General features: G+C 74.8%; 16 protein-coding genes. 4 read left to right on the top strand and 12 right to left on the bottom strand.

The window, feature by feature from the left end; all coding sequences use genetic code 11:
* Positions 1-123: 123 nt before the first annotated feature.
* Positions 124-1182 carry a hypothetical protein gene (locus tag ACI797_RS14840; protein ID WP_456859462.1) on the bottom strand — a complete coding sequence of 353 codons (1059 nt, stop codon included), beginning with the start codon at positions 1180-1182 and terminating at the stop codon, positions 124-126.
* Positions 1183-1266: 84 nt separating this feature from the next.
* Entirely contained in the window at positions 1267-2004 is a 738-nt protein-coding gene (locus ACI797_RS14835) for a hypothetical protein (protein WP_456859461.1), read from the bottom strand.
* 167 nt (positions 2005-2171) lie between these two features.
* Here ACI797_RS14835 and ACI797_RS14830 point away from each other — a divergent pair, with 167 nt between their 5' ends.
* Positions 2172-2627 carry a nuclear transport factor 2 family protein gene (locus ACI797_RS14830; RefSeq protein ID WP_456859460.1) on the top strand — a complete coding sequence of 152 codons (456 nt, stop codon included), beginning with the start codon at positions 2172-2174 and terminating at the stop codon, positions 2625-2627.
* Between the two features lie 7 nt (positions 2628-2634).
* Here ACI797_RS14830 and ACI797_RS14825 read toward each other — a convergent pair whose 3' ends face one another.
* The 7 genes from ACI797_RS14825 to ACI797_RS14795 are packed head-to-tail and all read right to left on the bottom strand — an operon-like array spanning position 2635 to position 9059.
* Complete coding sequence (locus tag ACI797_RS14825) at positions 2635-3027, bottom strand: VOC family protein (RefSeq protein ID WP_456859463.1); 393 nt, start codon at positions 3025-3027, stop codon at positions 2635-2637.
* 11 nt (positions 3028-3038) lie between these two features.
* Complete coding sequence (locus ACI797_RS14820) at positions 3039-4214, bottom strand: alpha/beta hydrolase family protein (RefSeq protein ID WP_456859459.1); 1176 nt, start codon at positions 4212-4214, stop codon at positions 3039-3041.
* Between the two features lie 24 nt (positions 4215-4238).
* Positions 4239-4994, bottom strand: a complete 756-nt coding sequence (locus ACI797_RS14815) for an SDR family NAD(P)-dependent oxidoreductase (RefSeq protein WP_456859458.1) — start codon at positions 4992-4994, stop codon at positions 4239-4241.
* A complete protein-coding gene (locus ACI797_RS14810; RefSeq protein ID WP_456859457.1) occupies positions 4991-5959 on the bottom strand; it encodes a fumarylacetoacetate hydrolase family protein in 969 nt (322 codons plus the stop codon). Before ACI797_RS14810 ends, ACI797_RS14815 begins: the two co-directional genes overlap by 4 nt.
* Entirely contained in the window at positions 5959-6897 is a 939-nt protein-coding gene (locus tag ACI797_RS14805) for a VOC family protein (RefSeq protein ID WP_456859456.1), read from the bottom strand. Before ACI797_RS14805 ends, ACI797_RS14810 begins: the two co-directional genes overlap by 1 nt.
* A gap of 12 nt (positions 6898-6909) precedes the next feature.
* Positions 6910-8040, bottom strand: coding sequence for an FAD-dependent oxidoreductase (locus ACI797_RS14800; RefSeq protein WP_456859455.1), 1131 nt, complete (start codon positions 8038-8040; stop codon positions 6910-6912).
* An 8-nt stretch (positions 8041-8048) separates the two neighbouring features.
* Positions 8049-9059, bottom strand: coding sequence for a cyclase family protein (locus ACI797_RS14795; protein WP_456859454.1), 1011 nt, complete (start codon positions 9057-9059; stop codon positions 8049-8051).
* 107 nt (positions 9060-9166) lie between these two features.
* Between ACI797_RS14795 and ACI797_RS14790 the strand changes: the two genes are divergently transcribed.
* A complete protein-coding gene (locus ACI797_RS14790; protein WP_456859453.1) occupies positions 9167-10096 on the top strand; it encodes a LysR family transcriptional regulator in 930 nt (309 codons plus the stop codon).
* A gap of 48 nt (positions 10097-10144) precedes the next feature.
* On the opposite strand, the gene ACI797_RS14785 is transcribed toward ACI797_RS14790, so the two are convergent.
* Together ACI797_RS14785 and ACI797_RS14780 are read right to left on the bottom strand one after the other, a co-directional pair.
* Positions 10145-10420, bottom strand: a complete 276-nt coding sequence (locus ACI797_RS14785; protein ID WP_456859452.1) for a YciI-like protein — start codon at positions 10418-10420, stop codon at positions 10145-10147.
* Positions 10417-12024, bottom strand: coding sequence for an acyl-CoA synthetase (locus tag ACI797_RS14780; protein ID WP_456859451.1), 1608 nt, complete (start codon positions 12022-12024; stop codon positions 10417-10419). The genes ACI797_RS14785 and ACI797_RS14780 overlap by 4 nt, the downstream gene beginning before the upstream one ends.
* A gap of 101 nt (positions 12025-12125) precedes the next feature.
* Here ACI797_RS14780 and ACI797_RS14775 point away from each other — a divergent pair, with 101 nt between their 5' ends.
* Together ACI797_RS14775 and ACI797_RS14770 are read left to right on the top strand one after the other, a co-directional pair.
* The gene (locus ACI797_RS14775; protein ID WP_456859450.1) at positions 12126-13790 is read left to right on the top strand and encodes a CocE/NonD family hydrolase; all 1665 of its coding nucleotides are present in this window, start codon (positions 12126-12128) and stop codon (positions 13788-13790) included.
* Positions 13791-13800: 10 nt separating this feature from the next.
* Complete coding sequence (locus ACI797_RS14770) at positions 13801-14148, top strand: hypothetical protein (protein ID WP_456859449.1); 348 nt, start codon at positions 13801-13803, stop codon at positions 14146-14148.
* Here the strand turns inward: ACI797_RS14770 and ACI797_RS14765 are convergent.
* A complete protein-coding gene (locus ACI797_RS14765; RefSeq protein ID WP_456541181.1) occupies positions 14145-14813 on the bottom strand; it encodes a hypothetical protein in 669 nt (222 codons plus the stop codon). The two genes, ACI797_RS14770 and ACI797_RS14765, sit on opposite strands and share 4 nt — an antisense overlap.
* Positions 14814-14824 lie beyond the last annotated feature (11 nt).

Raw genomic sequence — 14824 nt, 5'->3', positions numbered from 1 at the left:
GCCGCCCCCCCGCGCCCCCCCCCCCGGCCCGCGGCTGCGAGCGAGCGCCCCCCCCCCGCCCCCCCCCCCCCCCCGCGGCCCCCCCCCCCGCCGCCCCCCCCGGCCCCGCCCCCCCCGTCGCGGTCAGCGGCGCAGCGCCCGGCGGACGGTCGCCAGCGCCAGGACGGCGCCGAGACCGGCCAGGCCCACCAGCGCCGGGAGGCCGGCCGGCGCCGGCCCGGTCGCCGGGGCCGGCCGGGTCGCCGACGCCGTGCCGAGGCCGCACGGCTCGTCACGGGCACCGCCGCCGCTCACCGACGGTCCGGTGGCGAGAGGGGTGCCACCGGTGGGCCCGCCGGCCGGGGCGACGGGAGCCTCCGCCGGCTCGGTGCAGAGCAGCCCGTCGCCGGGCGCCCCGTCGCCACCCGGACCGTGCCCGTCCGGCGTCGCGCCGTCCCCGCCGCCGGTCCCCGCTCCGGGGGTCGTGCCGGGTCCGTCCCCGTCGCCGTTCCCGGGCCCGTCGCCGTCCCCGGGCCCGTCGCCGTCCCCGCTCCCGTGCCCGTGGCCCGGGAACGGCAGCGTGACCTGCACCAGGACGTCGCCGAGCAGGCCGTCGCGGCCCTCGTTCACCGGGACGGCGATCACCGCGCCGCCGTCCGAGCCGAGCAGGTCGGCCAGGTCGAGGTCGACCGTGGTGCCGGCCAGCAGGTCGTCGCCGAAACCGGGGAGCAGGTCGAGCGGGAGCACGAGCAGGTCCTCGCGCTCCTCCTCGCCGTCGCCCGACCGGTCCGGCAGCGTGACCGTGGTCGGCACGCCGGCCTCGGCGCTGACCGGCAGGACGACGGCGTCCTGCCGCGGCCCGGTGGCGTCGCCGCGCACCAGCGGGGTGGACACCGTCGTCCCGGTGGCGCGGTCGGCCCCGGCGGTGTGCACCGGGACGGTCACGGCCAGGTCGCCCTGCGGGTCGGGCGCCCCGGTGGCCTCGCGGACCTCCAGCAGCCCGGCGACGTCGAGGTCGCCGTCCGTGCCGGCCAGCAGCGGGACGTCGAGGACGGCCCCGTCGGCGACGGGGACGGTGGCGATCGCTCCGGCGGCCTCGGCGGCGACGTCGTTCTCGTCGGCCGCCGCGACCCCGGTGCCGACGGCCAGCAGGCCACCGGCGAGCAGGGCCGTCTGCAGGCCCCGCCTCATCCATGCGTGCATGACTTCTTCCTCCAGGTCTGAGTGGGACCGGTCGCGAAGGACCGGGGGTGCGCCGTGCCGGCCAGGAGGCCGGCCGGGCGCCACTCAGCCGGGGGAGAAGGAGGGGTCGACCACGACGCCGCGGGGGGCGGCGGACGAGGTGCCCGACCGGTCGGTCGCGGTCGTGGCGGGGACGTCGGTGGTCGCGCCCGGGACGGCGGCAGGGCCGGTGTCCGAGCCGCCGGAGGAGGTGGTGCGGGTGCCGTCGCCGGCCGCGGGGAGGGCGGGGACCGGTGCGGCCGGCGACGGCGTCGCGGGAGCGTTGCCGGCCTCGGCGAGCGGCGCGGCGGCCGGCGCGGCGGGAGTCACGGGCGTGCCCGGGTGCTGGGGCGCGACGGCGTCCGGCGCCGGGAGCGGCGCGGCCACCGCCGGGGTGACGGGCTCGACCGCGACCGGGGCCGCGGGCACCACCACGGGCACCGCCACGGGCAGCGGCGGGTTGCCCGGCTGCACCTCGTCGACGAGGCGGTCCGGAACGGTCACCAGGCTGCCGGCCAGCGCCGGCACCGGCTCGCCGACGGCAGGAGGCAGCACCGCGACGGCCGGCTCGAGGACGGCGGAGGAGGCCACGTCGACGACGTCGTGCACCACGGCGGGGACGGCCTCGAGCGGCGCCGCCAGGAGCGCCGGCAGCGGCTCGGCCGGGCGTTCCTCGGCCGACGCGGACGCGCTGCCGGCCAGCCAGAACGCGACCGCGAGCGCGCCGAGGAGGAGGGCACGGCCGAGCCAGCGCGGGACGTCGGCCATGCGCACCCCCTCCACGCTGCGTGCCTGGTCGGTCACGATCAGCGTAGGAAGGGTTCCGGCACACCGCAGTCCGGACCGGGCACCCGATGGGGTGGACTCCCGGGCGGGCCGTCACGGTGGGTCACGGGCGGGGCCTTCCGGCTCTCCCGTCCGAATGACCGGTGCGCGTACGGTCCGCGGCCACGTGGCGGAGGGAGGCCGGCATGGCCGAGGGGGAGGAGAGCGCGGTCGCCGTCGTCCGCGAGCTGGTCGCCGCGCAGGACGCCCACGACGTCCCGCGGATGCTGCGCTGCATGACCGACGACGTCGTGTACGAGGACGTGGCGCTCGGATCGCGGGAGCAGGGGCACGCCGACGTCGCGCGGATGCTGGGCTCGCTGGAGGAGCGGGTGTCCGCCGACTACCGGATCAGCACGGGCCAGGTGCTCGTCGCCGGCGACGGCTACGCCGTCGAGTGGGTCCTGGAGGGCACCAACGACCGGGCCGATCCGGAGTTCGGCCTGCCGGCCACGGGCAACCGCTTCTCCCTGCGGGGTGTGTCGACCGGGCGGCTCCGGGACGGGCGGATCGCCGAGAACCACGACTACTGGAACATGGCCGACTTCCTGGCCCAGCTGGGCCTGCTGTCCGGGCTGCGAGCCGCGCCCGCGGCCGGGTGACCGCGGTTCAGATGGTGTGCAGCTGGTCGAGCCAGCTGACCTCCCACGCGTTGCCGTCGGGGTCGGTGAAGCTGCCGGTGTAGGACGACTCGCCGTCCTGGGCCGGCAGCCACGGCCGGCCGCCGGCGGCCAGGGCGCGGGCGACCAGGTCGTCGACCTCCTCCCGGCTGTCGGCCGTCAGCCGGTGGACCACCGTGGTGGCCTGCGCGGGGTCGCCGACCTCGCCGGGCACCAGGTCGGCGAACCGGTCGCGGGTGTGCAGCATGAGCACGATGCTCTCGTCGACGGTGATCGCGGCGCTGCCCTCGTCGGAGAAGCGCTCGTGCACGCCGAAGCCGAGGCCGGTGTAGAAGTCCCGCGCGGTCGCGAGGTCGGTCACCGGCAGGTTCACGAAGACCATCCGCACGGCGGTCAGCCCTCCCGGCCCAGCTCGGCGAACGTGTCGGCGACCCAGTCGGCGATGAAGGTGCTCACGTAGGGCAGGTGGTCGAGACCGATGTGCTCGGTCGCGCCCTCCTCGGGGGTGAACACGCGCAGCTCGCGCTTGGGGGAGTTGACCGCCTGCTCGTAGGAGCGGTGCGCGTACTCCACCGGGATCTGCCGGTCGTTGGCGCCGTGCGCGATGAGGAACGGCACGGTGATCTGCTCGACGACGCCGTCGAGGTGCACGCCGTCGGCGAAGTCGAGGAACGCGTCGAGGTGGTTCTCGTCGCCCTCCTGGCCCCACACCCACAGCACGTGCTCCCAGTAGTGGGGGACCGGGCGCTCGCCCTCGCGCTCGCGGCGGCGGCGCTGCACCGCGCCCCAGTCGTGGTTGGCGCCCCAGGCCACGCACAGCGCCAGGCGCTTCTCGAAGGCGGCGGCGCGGGGGGAGTAGTAGCCGCCCAGCGACCAGCCGACGATGCCGATCCGGCCGGCGTCGACGTCGTCGCGGGTCTCCAGGTAGTCGACGGCGGCGCCGGCCCACACCTCGGTGTCGATCCGCGCGGTCAGGCCCTGCAGCCGCAGCGCCTCGCCGGTGCCGGGCTGGTCGAGCATGAGGCAGGAGATGCCGCGGGCGGCCAGCTCCGCCCAGTGATCGGAGGAGTACATGTGCTCCTTGGTGGAGTCCAGCCCGTTGACCAGGATGACCACCGGCTTCGGGCCGTCGCCGGGGGCGGCGGAGAAGTAGGCCGGCAGAGTCGTGCCCTCGTAGGGGATCGCGACCCGGGTGACCGACGGGCTGTAGGTGTCGAAGGCCTTCTGGGCCAGCTCGAGCAGCCGCTTGTAGGTCGGGATCCGGTGGGGGTCGGAGTGGGCGAGCATGCGCTCGGCCTGGGCCAGGTAGTTGCTGGCGCGGAAGTACAGCTGGCCGGCGGTGCGGGTGTGCCCGGCCTTCTCGGCCTCCTCGGCCTGGCCGACGAGCTGGTCGGTCAGCTTCGTCCAGGCCGCGAGGAACGCCGGGGTGCCGGCGTCCTCCCCGCCGGCGGCCGCCTCGCGGATCGGCCGGCACGCGCGGTCGACCTCGTCGATCAGCCCACCGGAGTTCAGCGTCGCGACGACGCTGAGGTTGTAGGTGTAGGGGCCGGTGGGGAAGTACTCGAACACGTGCGTTCCTCTCGCGGTGGTTCTTCAGACAGCGGCGCGGACGGCGTCGCTGATCGACTTGACGCCGCCGTGGGCGGTCAGGCCGCCGTCGACGGGGATCTCGGCGCCGGTGATGAACGAGGCGTCGTCGCTGACCAGGAAGGCGACCAGCGGGGCGACCTCGTCGACGGTGCCGGTGCGGCCGAGCGGGGTCTCGGCGACGTTCGCGGCGCGGAACGCCGGCGCCGCCGAGGCGGTCATCGGCGTCTCGATGTAGCCGGGATGCACGGTGTTGACCCGGATTCCGCGCGGGCCCAGCTCCAGGCAGGCGGCCTTGGCCAGCCCGCGCAGCGCCCACTTCGACGCGGTGTAGGCCACCGGGTAGTGGCCGGTCAGCGCGGCGACCGAGCCGACGACGACGATCGAGCCGCCGCCCGTCATCAGCGGGGTGAGCGCCTGGATGCCGAGCAGGGTGCCGGTGACGTTGACCTCCGAGACCCGGGCCAGGTCGGCCGGATCCAGGTCGGTCAGCCGCGCCCGCCACGTGACGCCGGCGTTGGCCACCAGCCCGTGCACGGCGCCGTGGCGCGCGCGCAGGTCGTCGGCGAGCGCCGCCCAGCCGGCGGCGTCGGTGACGTCGAGCTGCCGGTACCCCACTCCAGGCAGCTCCTCGGCCGGCTCGGGCTTGAGGTCGCAGCCGACCACCGTGGCGCCCTGGGCGGCCAGCAGGCGCGCCTCGGCCGCCCCCTGCCCCTGCCCGGCACCGGTGACGACGACGACCTTCCCGCCGAGCCCGCTCACGACAGTCGCTTGCGGGCCCGCGAGCGCTGCCGCGCCGGGGCGACCGGCGGCAGCTCGACGCCCTCCACGACCCGGTTGCGGATGGTGCCGATCCCCTCGACGGTCATCTCCACCACGTCGCCCGGCTGCAGCGGCGGGGGAGCGGCGTCGCCGCGGGTGCCCCACAGCTCGGCCAGGCAGCCGCCGTTGCCGCAGGTGCCCGAGCCCAGCACGTCGCCCGCGCGCACCCAGGTGCCGCGGGAGGCGTAGGAGATGAGCTCCTCGAACGGCCAGCCCATGTTGGACAGCAGGTCCTGGCCGATCTCGACGTCGTTCACCGCCACCCGCATGTCCAGGGCGAGGAAGCCCTCGTCGTCCCGGTAGGGCTCCAGCTCGTCGGCGGTGACCAGCCAGGGCCCGAGGGTGGTGGCCGAGTCCTTGCCCTTGGCCGGGCCGAGGTTGACCTTCATCTCCCGGGCCTGCAGGTCGCGGGCCGACCAGTCGTTGAAGATCGTGTACCCGAACACGTGGTCGCGGGCGGCCTCGGGCGTCAGCGACGTCCCGTCCCGCCCGACGACGACGGCGACCTCGAGCTCGAAGTCGAACCGCTGCGAGCCCGGCGGTACCGCGACGTCGTCGTGCGCGCCGACGAGGGCGTACGGGTTGGTGAAGTAGAACGTCGGCGCCTGGTACCACTCGGCGACGACGCCGGCCTGCCCGTCGATCGCCTTGCGCACGCCCTCGACGTGCTCCTCGAACGCGACGAAGTCCCGCACGGTCGGCGCCTGCAGCGGCGGCAGCAGGCGGACCTCGTCGACCGGGACCGGCGGCGCCGAGAAGGCCGCCGTCCCGGCGTCGAGGGCGACCGGCAGCCCGGCGCGCACCAGGTCGAGCACGGTGACGTCGACGGGCAGGGCGTGCAGCCCGTGCTCGCCGACGACGCCGGCGGTGACGATCCCGCCGTCCTCCCAGGTGGCGAACCGCATCAGACGGGAGGGGCCACGAACAGGCCCTTGTCCGGGTCGTTGAACGACTTCTGCGCGACGAACTCGTTCATCGCGTTCGCCGTGCCCCACTGGTCGGAGACCTCGGGCTGGGTGAAGTCGTAGACGTGCGGGTGCCAGGTGTCCTCGTCGACCTCCTCCAGCTCCGTCGTGTACTCGACGGTGTTGCCGTGCGGGTCGAGGAAGTAGCTGAAGGTGTTGTTGCCGGCCATGTGCCGGCCGGGGCCCCAGATCTTCTCGACGCCGGCGCGCAGCAGGCGGCCGGTGCCGCGCATGTACTCGTCGATCCCGCGCATCTCGAAGCTCGCGTGGTGCAGGGCGGGGTGCGGGCCGCGGGCGATCGCCATCGAGTGGTGCCAGGCGTTGGTCCGCAGGAACCACATCATGTTGCCCATCCGCGGGTGCATGAGGGTGTCGGAGAGGGCGAAGCCGAAGTGCTTCTCGTAGAAGGCGACGGTCTGCTCGGGGTTGGCCGAGTTGATCACCACGTGCGAGAGGCGGACCGGGATGGACTCGCCCTCCTCGATCTTGCGGTGCTGCCGCACGGCGACGTCGGAGCTGACCTCGACGGTGCGGCCCTCGTTGTCGAAGAACCGGAAGCCGTAGCCGCCGCCGGGGGTGTGCAGGTCCTCGGGCTCGTGCACGAGCTGCACGCCCTCGGCGGCCATGCGCGCGGCCAGGGTGTCGACGTCGGCGGCGTTCGCCGCGCCGAAGGAGATCAGGTCGATCCGCTTGTCGGCCGACTCGCGCAGCCGGACGACGTACTGCTCCGGCGAGCCCTCGGCGGCCAGGAACGTCAGGCCCGAGTCGCTGTGCTCGGCCTTGAGGCCCCAGGTGCTGGTGAAGAAGTCGGTCTGCTTGCGCAGGTCCGGCACGGCGAGGTCGACGTGCCGCAGGTGGGTGATCAGGCGCTGGGTCATGGTGGCTGTTCCTTAGGCGGGCTGGCTGGTGAGCATGGCGATCGAGCGCATGAGGCCCGGGATGTCGCCCTGGACGTGCTCGAGCTGCCACTGGCAGAGCTGGTTGGACGCGTCGACGACGGTCTTGGCGCGCTCGTACCGGCGGGCGTGGAAGGCGTCCCACAGGTCCTGGTCGAGCGCGTCGCGCTCGGTGAGCAGCTCGGCGAGGACGACGGCGTCCTCCAGGGCCATGGCCCCGCCCTGGGCGATGGTGGGCGGGCAGGTGTGCGCGGCGTCCCCGATGAGCACCACGCGGCCGCGGTTCCACGGCACGTCGAGCACGTGGGTCTCGAACCACGTGTAGTTGACCCGGCTCGGGTCGGTGAGCGTCTCGCGGATCTCGTCCCACGGGCCGTGGTAGGCCTGCGAGAGCTCCTTCATGGTGGCGAGCTGCTCCTCGGGGGAGAGCGCGCTGCGGTCCTGGGCCGGCTCGACGATGTAGGCGTAGAGCGAGTTCTCGCCGGTCGGGCAGTAGCCGGCGATGAACGACGGCCCGCCGTAGTAGAGGTCGGTGCGGGTGACGCCGGCCGGTCGGGGCCCGAAGGCGCGCCAGATGCCCATGCCGACCGACTTCGTCTCCAGGTTGATGCCGAGCGCCCGGCGGGTCCACGAGCGGATGCCGTCGGCGCCGACCACCAGGTCGTAGCGGCCGGTCGAGCCGTCGGAGAACGTGACGTCCACGCCGGTCTCGTCCTGGCTCAGCTCGGTGAAGGTGGTGCCGAAGCGGAGCTTGACGCCGACCTCGGCGGCCCGGTCGGCGAGGATCTTCGCCAGCTCGGGGCGCGGCATGCCCATGACGGCGGGCAGGTCGGGGCCGCCGGTCTTGGCGTCGGGGACCTCGGCGACGACGGTGCCGTTCGGGTCGGGTGCGCGGATGCCGGTGACGTCGAAGGCGTAGCCGGCGGCCTGCACCTGCTCCCACACCCCGAGGGAGCGCAGCTCGCGCAGCGCGTTGCCCTGCAGCGTGATGCCGGAGCCGAGGGCGGCCACCTCGGGCTTGATCTCGACCAGGTCGACGGCGACACCGCGGGCGGCGAGGTGGATGGCGGTGCCGGCGCCGGCGAGGCCGGCGCCGACCACGAGGACGGAGTTGACGGCGGTCACGGGAGCTCCTACTTGACGGCGATCGGGTTGACCGGAGCGCCGACGGCGCCGGTCACGGGCAGGGGGGCGGCGGTGAGGAAGAAGTCCCACCGGCCGTCGGCGGTGCAGTCGGCGGCCAGGGCGTCGAGGTCCCACATCTCGCCGATGAACAAGCCGATGTTGGGGATGGCGACCTGGTGCAGCGGCTGGAACGCGACGTCGAACTCGTTCGGGCGCACCTCGAAGCCCCAGGTGTCGGTGGCGACGCCGGCGATCTCGGTGCCGTGCAGCCAGTCGGCGGTGGTGAACGACAGGCCGGGGGCGGCGCCGCCGGCGTAGTCGCCCCAGCCACGGCCCTCGGCGAGATCGCGGCGGGCGCGGGTCAGCCGGCCGGTGCGCACCAGCAGCAGGTCGCCGCGGCCGACCCGGGCCGACCCGCCCTGGGCGGCGATGGTGGCCTCGAGGTGCTCGGTGGTGATGGCGAACCCGTCGGGCAGCTCGCCGTCGTCGCCGATCGCGCGGCCGACGTCGAGCAGCACCCCGCGGCCGGCGAACAGCGCGGCGGTGGTCTCGATGCCGGTGACCTTGTCGCCGTCGCTGGTGACGACGTCCCCGGCGCGGCGGCCGTTCCAGGCCATGCCGTGGTCGAAGATGTGGCCGAGGCCGTCCCACTGGGTGGAGGCCTGCAGCGGCATCGCGATGACGTCGTCCGCGCCGCCGATGCCGTGCGGGAAGCCCTGCACGCCGCGCTCGGCGTCGGTGCCGGTGTCGAGCATCGTGTGCACCGGGTTGGTGCGCCGCCGCCAGCCCTTCTGCGGGCCGTCCATGTCGAACCGCTGCGACAGCGAGAAGCTCGCCCCGCGGCGGACCAGCCGGGCGCCCTCGAGGCGCTTGGCCTCGTCCAGGAAGTTCAGCGTGCCGAGCACGTCGTCCGCGCCCCAGCGGCCCCAGTTGGAGCAGCGCTTGGCGGCGGCGGCGATCGCCCCCTCCGGGTCGGAGCGGTCGAGATCGGCGGGGGTGATGGGGCTGTGCGACGGCACGTCGGATCCTCCTCGAAGCGACGCACACCACAGTCCGGTCTCCCGAAGGGGTTGGGAAGACGAGATGTGTGATGACAGCCATCAGCGGCGTCGATAGCGTGTCCGGCGTGAACCTGGCGAGCCTGGACCTCAACCTGCTCGTCTCCCTCGACGCCCTGCTCCAGCAGCGCAGCGTCACCCGGGCGGCGGCGCAGATGGGGCTGTCCCAGCCGGCGCTGTCGGCCTCGCTCGCCCGCCTGCGCCGGCACTTCGGCGACGAGCTGCTCACCCGGGTGGGCAACGAGTACCGGCTCACCCCGCTGGCCGTGCAGCTCAAGGAGCTGACCCGGATCGCGCTGTCCGGGGTGGAGCGGGTGTTCACGGCCCAGCCGGAGTTCGACCCCGCCTCCTCGACGCGGGAGTTCACCTTCCTGGTCAGCGACTACTGGGTCGCCGTCCTCGGCGACACGGTGGCCGAGCTGCTGGCCGAGGAGGCGCCGCACGCCCGGCTGCGGCTGACGGCGAACACGCCGTCGGCGGTCGACCGCGCCGACCAGCTCATGCTCACCACCGACCTGCTGGTGCTGCCGCACGGCTTCGTCACCGGCCTGTCGCACCGCGACCTCTACCGCGACGAGTGGGTCTGCATCGTGGCCGCCGACAACCCCGTCGTCGACGGCGGGCTCACCGTCGAGCACCTCGAGACGCTGCCGTGGGTGGTCACCTTCCACGGGCCGACGGCGGCCACGCCCGCCGAGCGGCAGATGCGGATGCGCGGCATCGAGCCGCACGTGCAGGTGATCACCGAGAACTTCCTGACCGTGCCCGGGCTGGTCGCCGGCAGCGACCGGATCGCGCTGCTGCAGCGCCGGCTGTTCGAGCTGCTGCCGCTGAACCTGGGCATCCGGGCGCTGCCGCCCCCGGTCGAGGTGGGGCCGCTGCTCGAGGCGATGTGGTGGCACCCGGTGTTCGACGACGACCCCGAGCACGCCTACCTGCGCGACCTCGTCGCCCGGGCCGCGCAGCAGGCCCTGGGCGAGGTGAGCACTGCGGTATAGCCGCCGCTGATACCGCTGACCACCCGCTTTCGGCGCCGAAAGCGGAGGTCAGCCGACGACGACGTCCCAGTCGCGGACCGTCCAGGCGGTCACCAGCCCGTGCCGGACGTACGGGTCCTGCCGCGCGAACGCCTCCACCACCTCGCGCGGCGCCGTCCAGATCAGCAGCGCGCGGTCGTAGGGGTCGGGCAGCGCCCCGGCGAGCAGCAGCTCGCCCCGCTCGTGCGCGGCCCGCGCGAGCGCCAGGTGCTCGTCGCGCAGCGCCGCCCGGCGGTCGAGGTAGTCGCCGACGAGGGTGTACTCGAGCACCAGGTGCGCGGTCACGCGCCTTCCTCCGCGGCCAGGCCGGCGTGGGCCTGGCGCAGCTCGCGCTTGAGGATCTTCCCGCTCGGGTTCTTCGGCAGCCCGTCGGCCAGGACGACGTACTTGGGCCGCTTGTAGCCGGCCAGCCGGGCCTGCGTGTGCGCCCGCACGTCGTCCGCGGTGAGCGCCGCCCCCGCCTTGGGGACGACGACGGCGGTCACCGCCTCGACCCAGTACGGGTGGGAGATGCCGAACACGGCCACCTCCGCGACGCCGTCGAGCTCGTAGATCGCCTCCTCGACCTCCCGGCTGGCCACGTTCTCCCCGCCGGACTTGATCATGTCCTTCTTGCGGTCGACGACCGACAGGTAGCCGTCCTCGGTCATCACCCCCAGGTCGCCGGAGTGGAACCAGCCGCCGCGGAAGGCCTCGGCCGTCTTCTCCTCGTCGGCGTGGTAGCCCAGGGCCGCGTGCGGGCTGCGGTGCACGATCTCGCCGACCTGGCCGGGCGGCACCGGGACGCCGTCGTCGTCCACCAGCCGGGTCTCGACGTTGAGCGCGGCGCGGCCGGCCGAACCGGCCCGCTCCAGCTGCTCGTGCGGCCGGAGGATCGTCGCCAGCGGCGCCATCTCGGTCTGCCCGTAGAAGTTCCACAGCTGCACGTCGGGCAGCCGGCGCTGCAGCTCGCGCAGCACCTCCACCGGCATCGGCGAGGCGCCGTAGTAGCCGGTGCGCAGGCTGGACAGGTCGGTGGTGTCGAAGTCGGGGTGCCGCAGCAGCGAGATCCACACCGTCGGCGGGCAGAACAGCTTCGTCACCCCCTCTCGCGCGATGGTCGCGAGCAGGGCGGCCGGATCGGGCGCGGGCAGGATGATGCTGGTCGCGCCCAGGTAGACGTCGACGGAGAAGAAGCAGTCGAGCTGGGCGCAGTGGTACATCGGCAGCGCGTGCACCTCGACGTCGTCGGCGCTCATCCCGCCGTCGACGACGCAGCTGACGTACTGGCTGACCAGCGAGCGGCTGGAGAGCATCACGCCCTTGGGGCGCGACTCGGTGCCCGAGGTGTACATCAGCCGCAACGGGTCGTCGTCAGCGACGGCGACGTCGGGGGCCGAGTCGTCGCCCTCGCGCCACCACGGGTCGACGTCCTCCCAGCCGTCGGCCGGCGCCGTGCCGGACAGCCCGATCCAGCCGCGCACCCCGTCGTCCTGGCCCGCCGCGGCGAGCGCCTTCTCCGCCGTGGGCGCGAGCGCGTCCTCGGCGACGATCCCGCGGGCACCCGAGTGCCGGAGGATGAACGCGATCTCGTCGGGGCCCAGCATGAAGTTGACCGGCACCAGCACCACGCCCAGCTTCGCGGTCGCGAAGGCCAGGACGGCGAACTGCCAGCAGTTGTGCGAGAGCAGGGCCAGCCGGTCGCCCTTGGCCAGGCCGCGGTCGGCCAGCGCGTGCGCGGTGCGGTTCACCGCGGCGTCGAACCCGGCGTAGGTCACCCGCAGGTCGCCGGCGACGACGGCGAGCTTGTCGGGGTACCGGCGGGCGGTGCGGTGCAGCAGGTCGCCGACCGAGTGCTGGCGCGCGCGGGCGACGGCGGCGGTCGTCCCGGCGGAGAACGTCGGTTCCATGGCGGCATCCTGCGCCACGCCCCCCGGGCTGGTCGACGCCGAGCGCTCCCTCGGGTCAGGATGCACCCAGTGCACCGTCGCACCCCGAGGAGACGCCGTCCGTGACTGGAACCCCGCCCGCCCCCGCCCGGCCCCGCAGCCGTCCCGGCCGGCTCGTCGACCGGGCGCTCGGCCGGGCCCTCCGGCTCCCGCCGGCGACCGGCGGCTACACCGTCACGCCCGACCTGCCGGTGCCGATGCGCGACGGCGTCGAGCTGCTGGCCGACCACTACGCCCCCACGGGGCAGGCACGGGGCACCGTGCTGGTGCGCGGGCCCTACGGCCGGAAGGGCGTCTGGCCCCTGGGGTTCGCCCGGCTCTACGCCGAGCGCGGCTACCACGTCGTCCTGCAGAGCGTCCGGGGCACGTTCGGCTCCGGCACCGGCTTCGAGCCCATGCAGCACGAGATCGAGGACGGCGCCGACACCGTCGCCTGGCTGCGGGAGCAGCCGTGGTTCGGCGGCCGGTTCGCCACCCTCGGGCTGTCCTACCTCGGCTTCACCCAGTGGGCGCTGATGGCCGACCCGCCGCCGGAGCTCGCCGCCGCGGTGGTGCTGGTCGGCCCGCACGACTTCCACCAGAGCGTGCACGGCGCCGGGTCGTTCAAGCTCGACGACTTCCTCGGCTGGAGCGACATGGTCGCCCACCAGGAGGACGGCAGCGCGCTGCGCGGGCTCGCCCGGCAGGCGACCGCGCCGCGCCGGCTGCGCGCCGCGCTGCACGACGTGCCGCTGGTCGAGGCGGGCGAGCGGGTGCTCGCCGGCGGGGCGCCCTGGTACCGCGACTGGGTCGCGCACACCGCCGCCGACCACGACCACTGGACGCCGATGCGGCTCTCGGCCGCCCTCGACCGGGTGGCCGTGCCGGTCCTGCTCGTCGGCGGCTGGCAGGACCTCTTCCTCGAGCAGACGCTGGAGCAGTACGCGCGGCTGCGCGACCGCGACGTCGACGTGGCGCTGACCGTCGGCCCCTGGACCCACACCGAGGTGCTCACCAAGGGCGGCTCCGTGGTGACCCGGGAGACGCTCGACTGGCTGGCCGAGCACCTCGCCGGCACCGGCACCCGCCGCCGCGGGTCCCCGGTGCACCTGCACGTGACCGGCGCGGGGGAGTGGCGGCACCTGCCCTCCTGGCCGCCGGTCGCACGCGAGCGGGTGGTCTTCCTGCAGCCCGGCGGGGGTCTGGGCGACGAGCCGCCGGCCGCCGACGCCGCGCCGGCCACGTTCACCTATGACCCGTCGTTCCCCACGCCCACCGTCGGTGGCCGGCTGCTCGGTGCCGGGAGCGGCTCCGTCGACCAGGCGCGGCTCGAGGCCCGGGACGACGTCGTGACCTTCACCGGCCCGGTGCTGACCGAGCCGCTCGAGGTCGTCGGCGTCCCGGTGGTCGAGCTAGCGCACACCACCGACAACCCGCACGCCGACCTGTTCGTGCGGCTGTGCGAGGTGGACGCGAGGGGCCGCTCCCGCAACGTGAGCGACGGGTTCCGCCGGCTCGACCCGGCGGCGGCGAGCGGCACGGTCCGGCTGGAGCTGGACGCCCTGGCCCACCGCTTCCGCGCCGGGTCGCGGCTGCGCCTGCAGATCGCCGGCGGCTCGCTGCCGCGGTGGGCCCGCAACCTCGGCACCGGCGAGGACCCGGCCACCGGCAGCTCGCTCAAGCCCTCGCACCGCACGCTCACGCTGGGCTCCGGCGCCTCCCGGCTGCTCCTGCCCGTGACCGGGTAGGAGGACCGGCGTGCCCGACTACGAGGTGAACCAGGCAGCCGTCCGCCGCGCGCGGGAGCTGATCGACGACGGCGAGGTGGACACCGGCACCGAGTGGTCGACCGCCGCGCCGTCGACCGAGCAGGGCAACGAGGTCATCGAGGAGAAGGGGTGGGACGAGTTCGCCGCCTGGCACCTCGCCGTCGACCCCGGGGCGAGCGAGGAGACCAAGGGCCGCTTCGCGTTCCCGTACGGCGACTTCCGGACGGTCAACCGGGCGGCGCTCATCCACGCCAAGCAGCGGGCCAGCCAGAACGGGCACGACGCGGTCGAGCAGGCGGCCGGCGACCTGCTCGACCGCCTCGACGCGCGGGACTAGGAGACCTCGGCCGGCGGCTCGGCCGGCGGGGGCACCGCCAGCAGCGCGGCCACCCGGTCGTGGAAGACCCGCCACCGCCGCTCGTTGTCCTGCACCAGGCCCGCGGACTCGCCGAGCAGGTCGGCCGCCCGGGCGATCAGCTCGGCCGCCGAGTGCAGCAGCGGCGGTGTGCGCCCGGCGGCCGGCGGGTCGCCGTCGGCGCCGGGGTCGAGCCGGTCGAGCACGTCGGCCGCCCGCTCGAGCAGCCGGCCGGCGACGACGGTGGCGCCGGCGGCCTGCCAGTCGTTGGCGACGATCCGGTGGCGCTCGCCGAGCAGGTCGTCGAGCGGGGCGATGTCCAGCAGCGCGGCCGCGGTGGTCCACGCGGCCTGCATCGCCTTGGTCATCCACTCGCCGGTGGCGACGTCCTCGACGCCGAGCGTGCGCACCTCGCGGCGCAGCGCGGCCAGGCCCGGCGGCGCGCCCTGCCCCTCGAGGAAGAGGACGCCGGCCAGCTCGGCGGCGGTGCGGTCGGCCACGGCGTGCAGGGTGCTGGCGTGGCGCTGGAGGACGACGGCCTGCTCGCGCGGGGCGGCGGCGTAGAACTTCTCGTGCTCGCGGTGGAACTCCGCGAGGTTCTCGACGGTGTGCAGCAGCAGCGACGGGGGCTCGGCCGCGGCGGTCATGGACCAGTGTT

The sequence above is a fragment of the Geodermatophilus sp. SYSU D00691 genome (assembly GCF_054050275.1).
The sequence above is the reverse complement of the archived record's forward strand: the minus strand, read 5'-3'. Positions and strand labels throughout refer to the sequence as shown.

Excerpts from the sequence above, each read along its gene's own strand:
- ACI797_RS14765 (WP_456541181.1), bottom strand. The coding sequence starts at position 14,813 with ATGACCGCCGCGGCCGAGCCCCCGTCGCTGCTGCTGCACACCGTCGAG.
- ACI797_RS14840 (WP_456859462.1), bottom strand. The coding sequence starts at position 1,182 with ATGCACGCATGGATGAGGCGGGGCCTGCAGACGGCCCTGCTCGCCGGT.
- ACI797_RS14825 (WP_456859463.1), bottom strand. The coding sequence starts at position 3,027 with ATGGTCTTCGTGAACCTGCCGGTGACCGACCTCGCGACCGCGCGGGAC.
- ACI797_RS14810 (WP_456859457.1), bottom strand. The coding sequence starts at position 5,959 with ATGCGGTTCGCCACCTGGGAGGACGGCGGGATCGTCACCGCCGGCGTC.
- ACI797_RS14780 (WP_456859451.1), bottom strand. The coding sequence starts at position 12,024 with ATGGAACCGACGTTCTCCGCCGGGACGACCGCCGCCGTCGCCCGCGCG.
- ACI797_RS14830 (WP_456859460.1), top strand. The coding sequence starts at position 2,172 with ATGGCCGAGGGGGAGGAGAGCGCGGTCGCCGTCGTCCGCGAGCTGGTC.
- ACI797_RS14805 (WP_456859456.1), bottom strand. The coding sequence starts at position 6,897 with ATGACCCAGCGCCTGATCACCCACCTGCGGCACGTCGACCTCGCCGTG.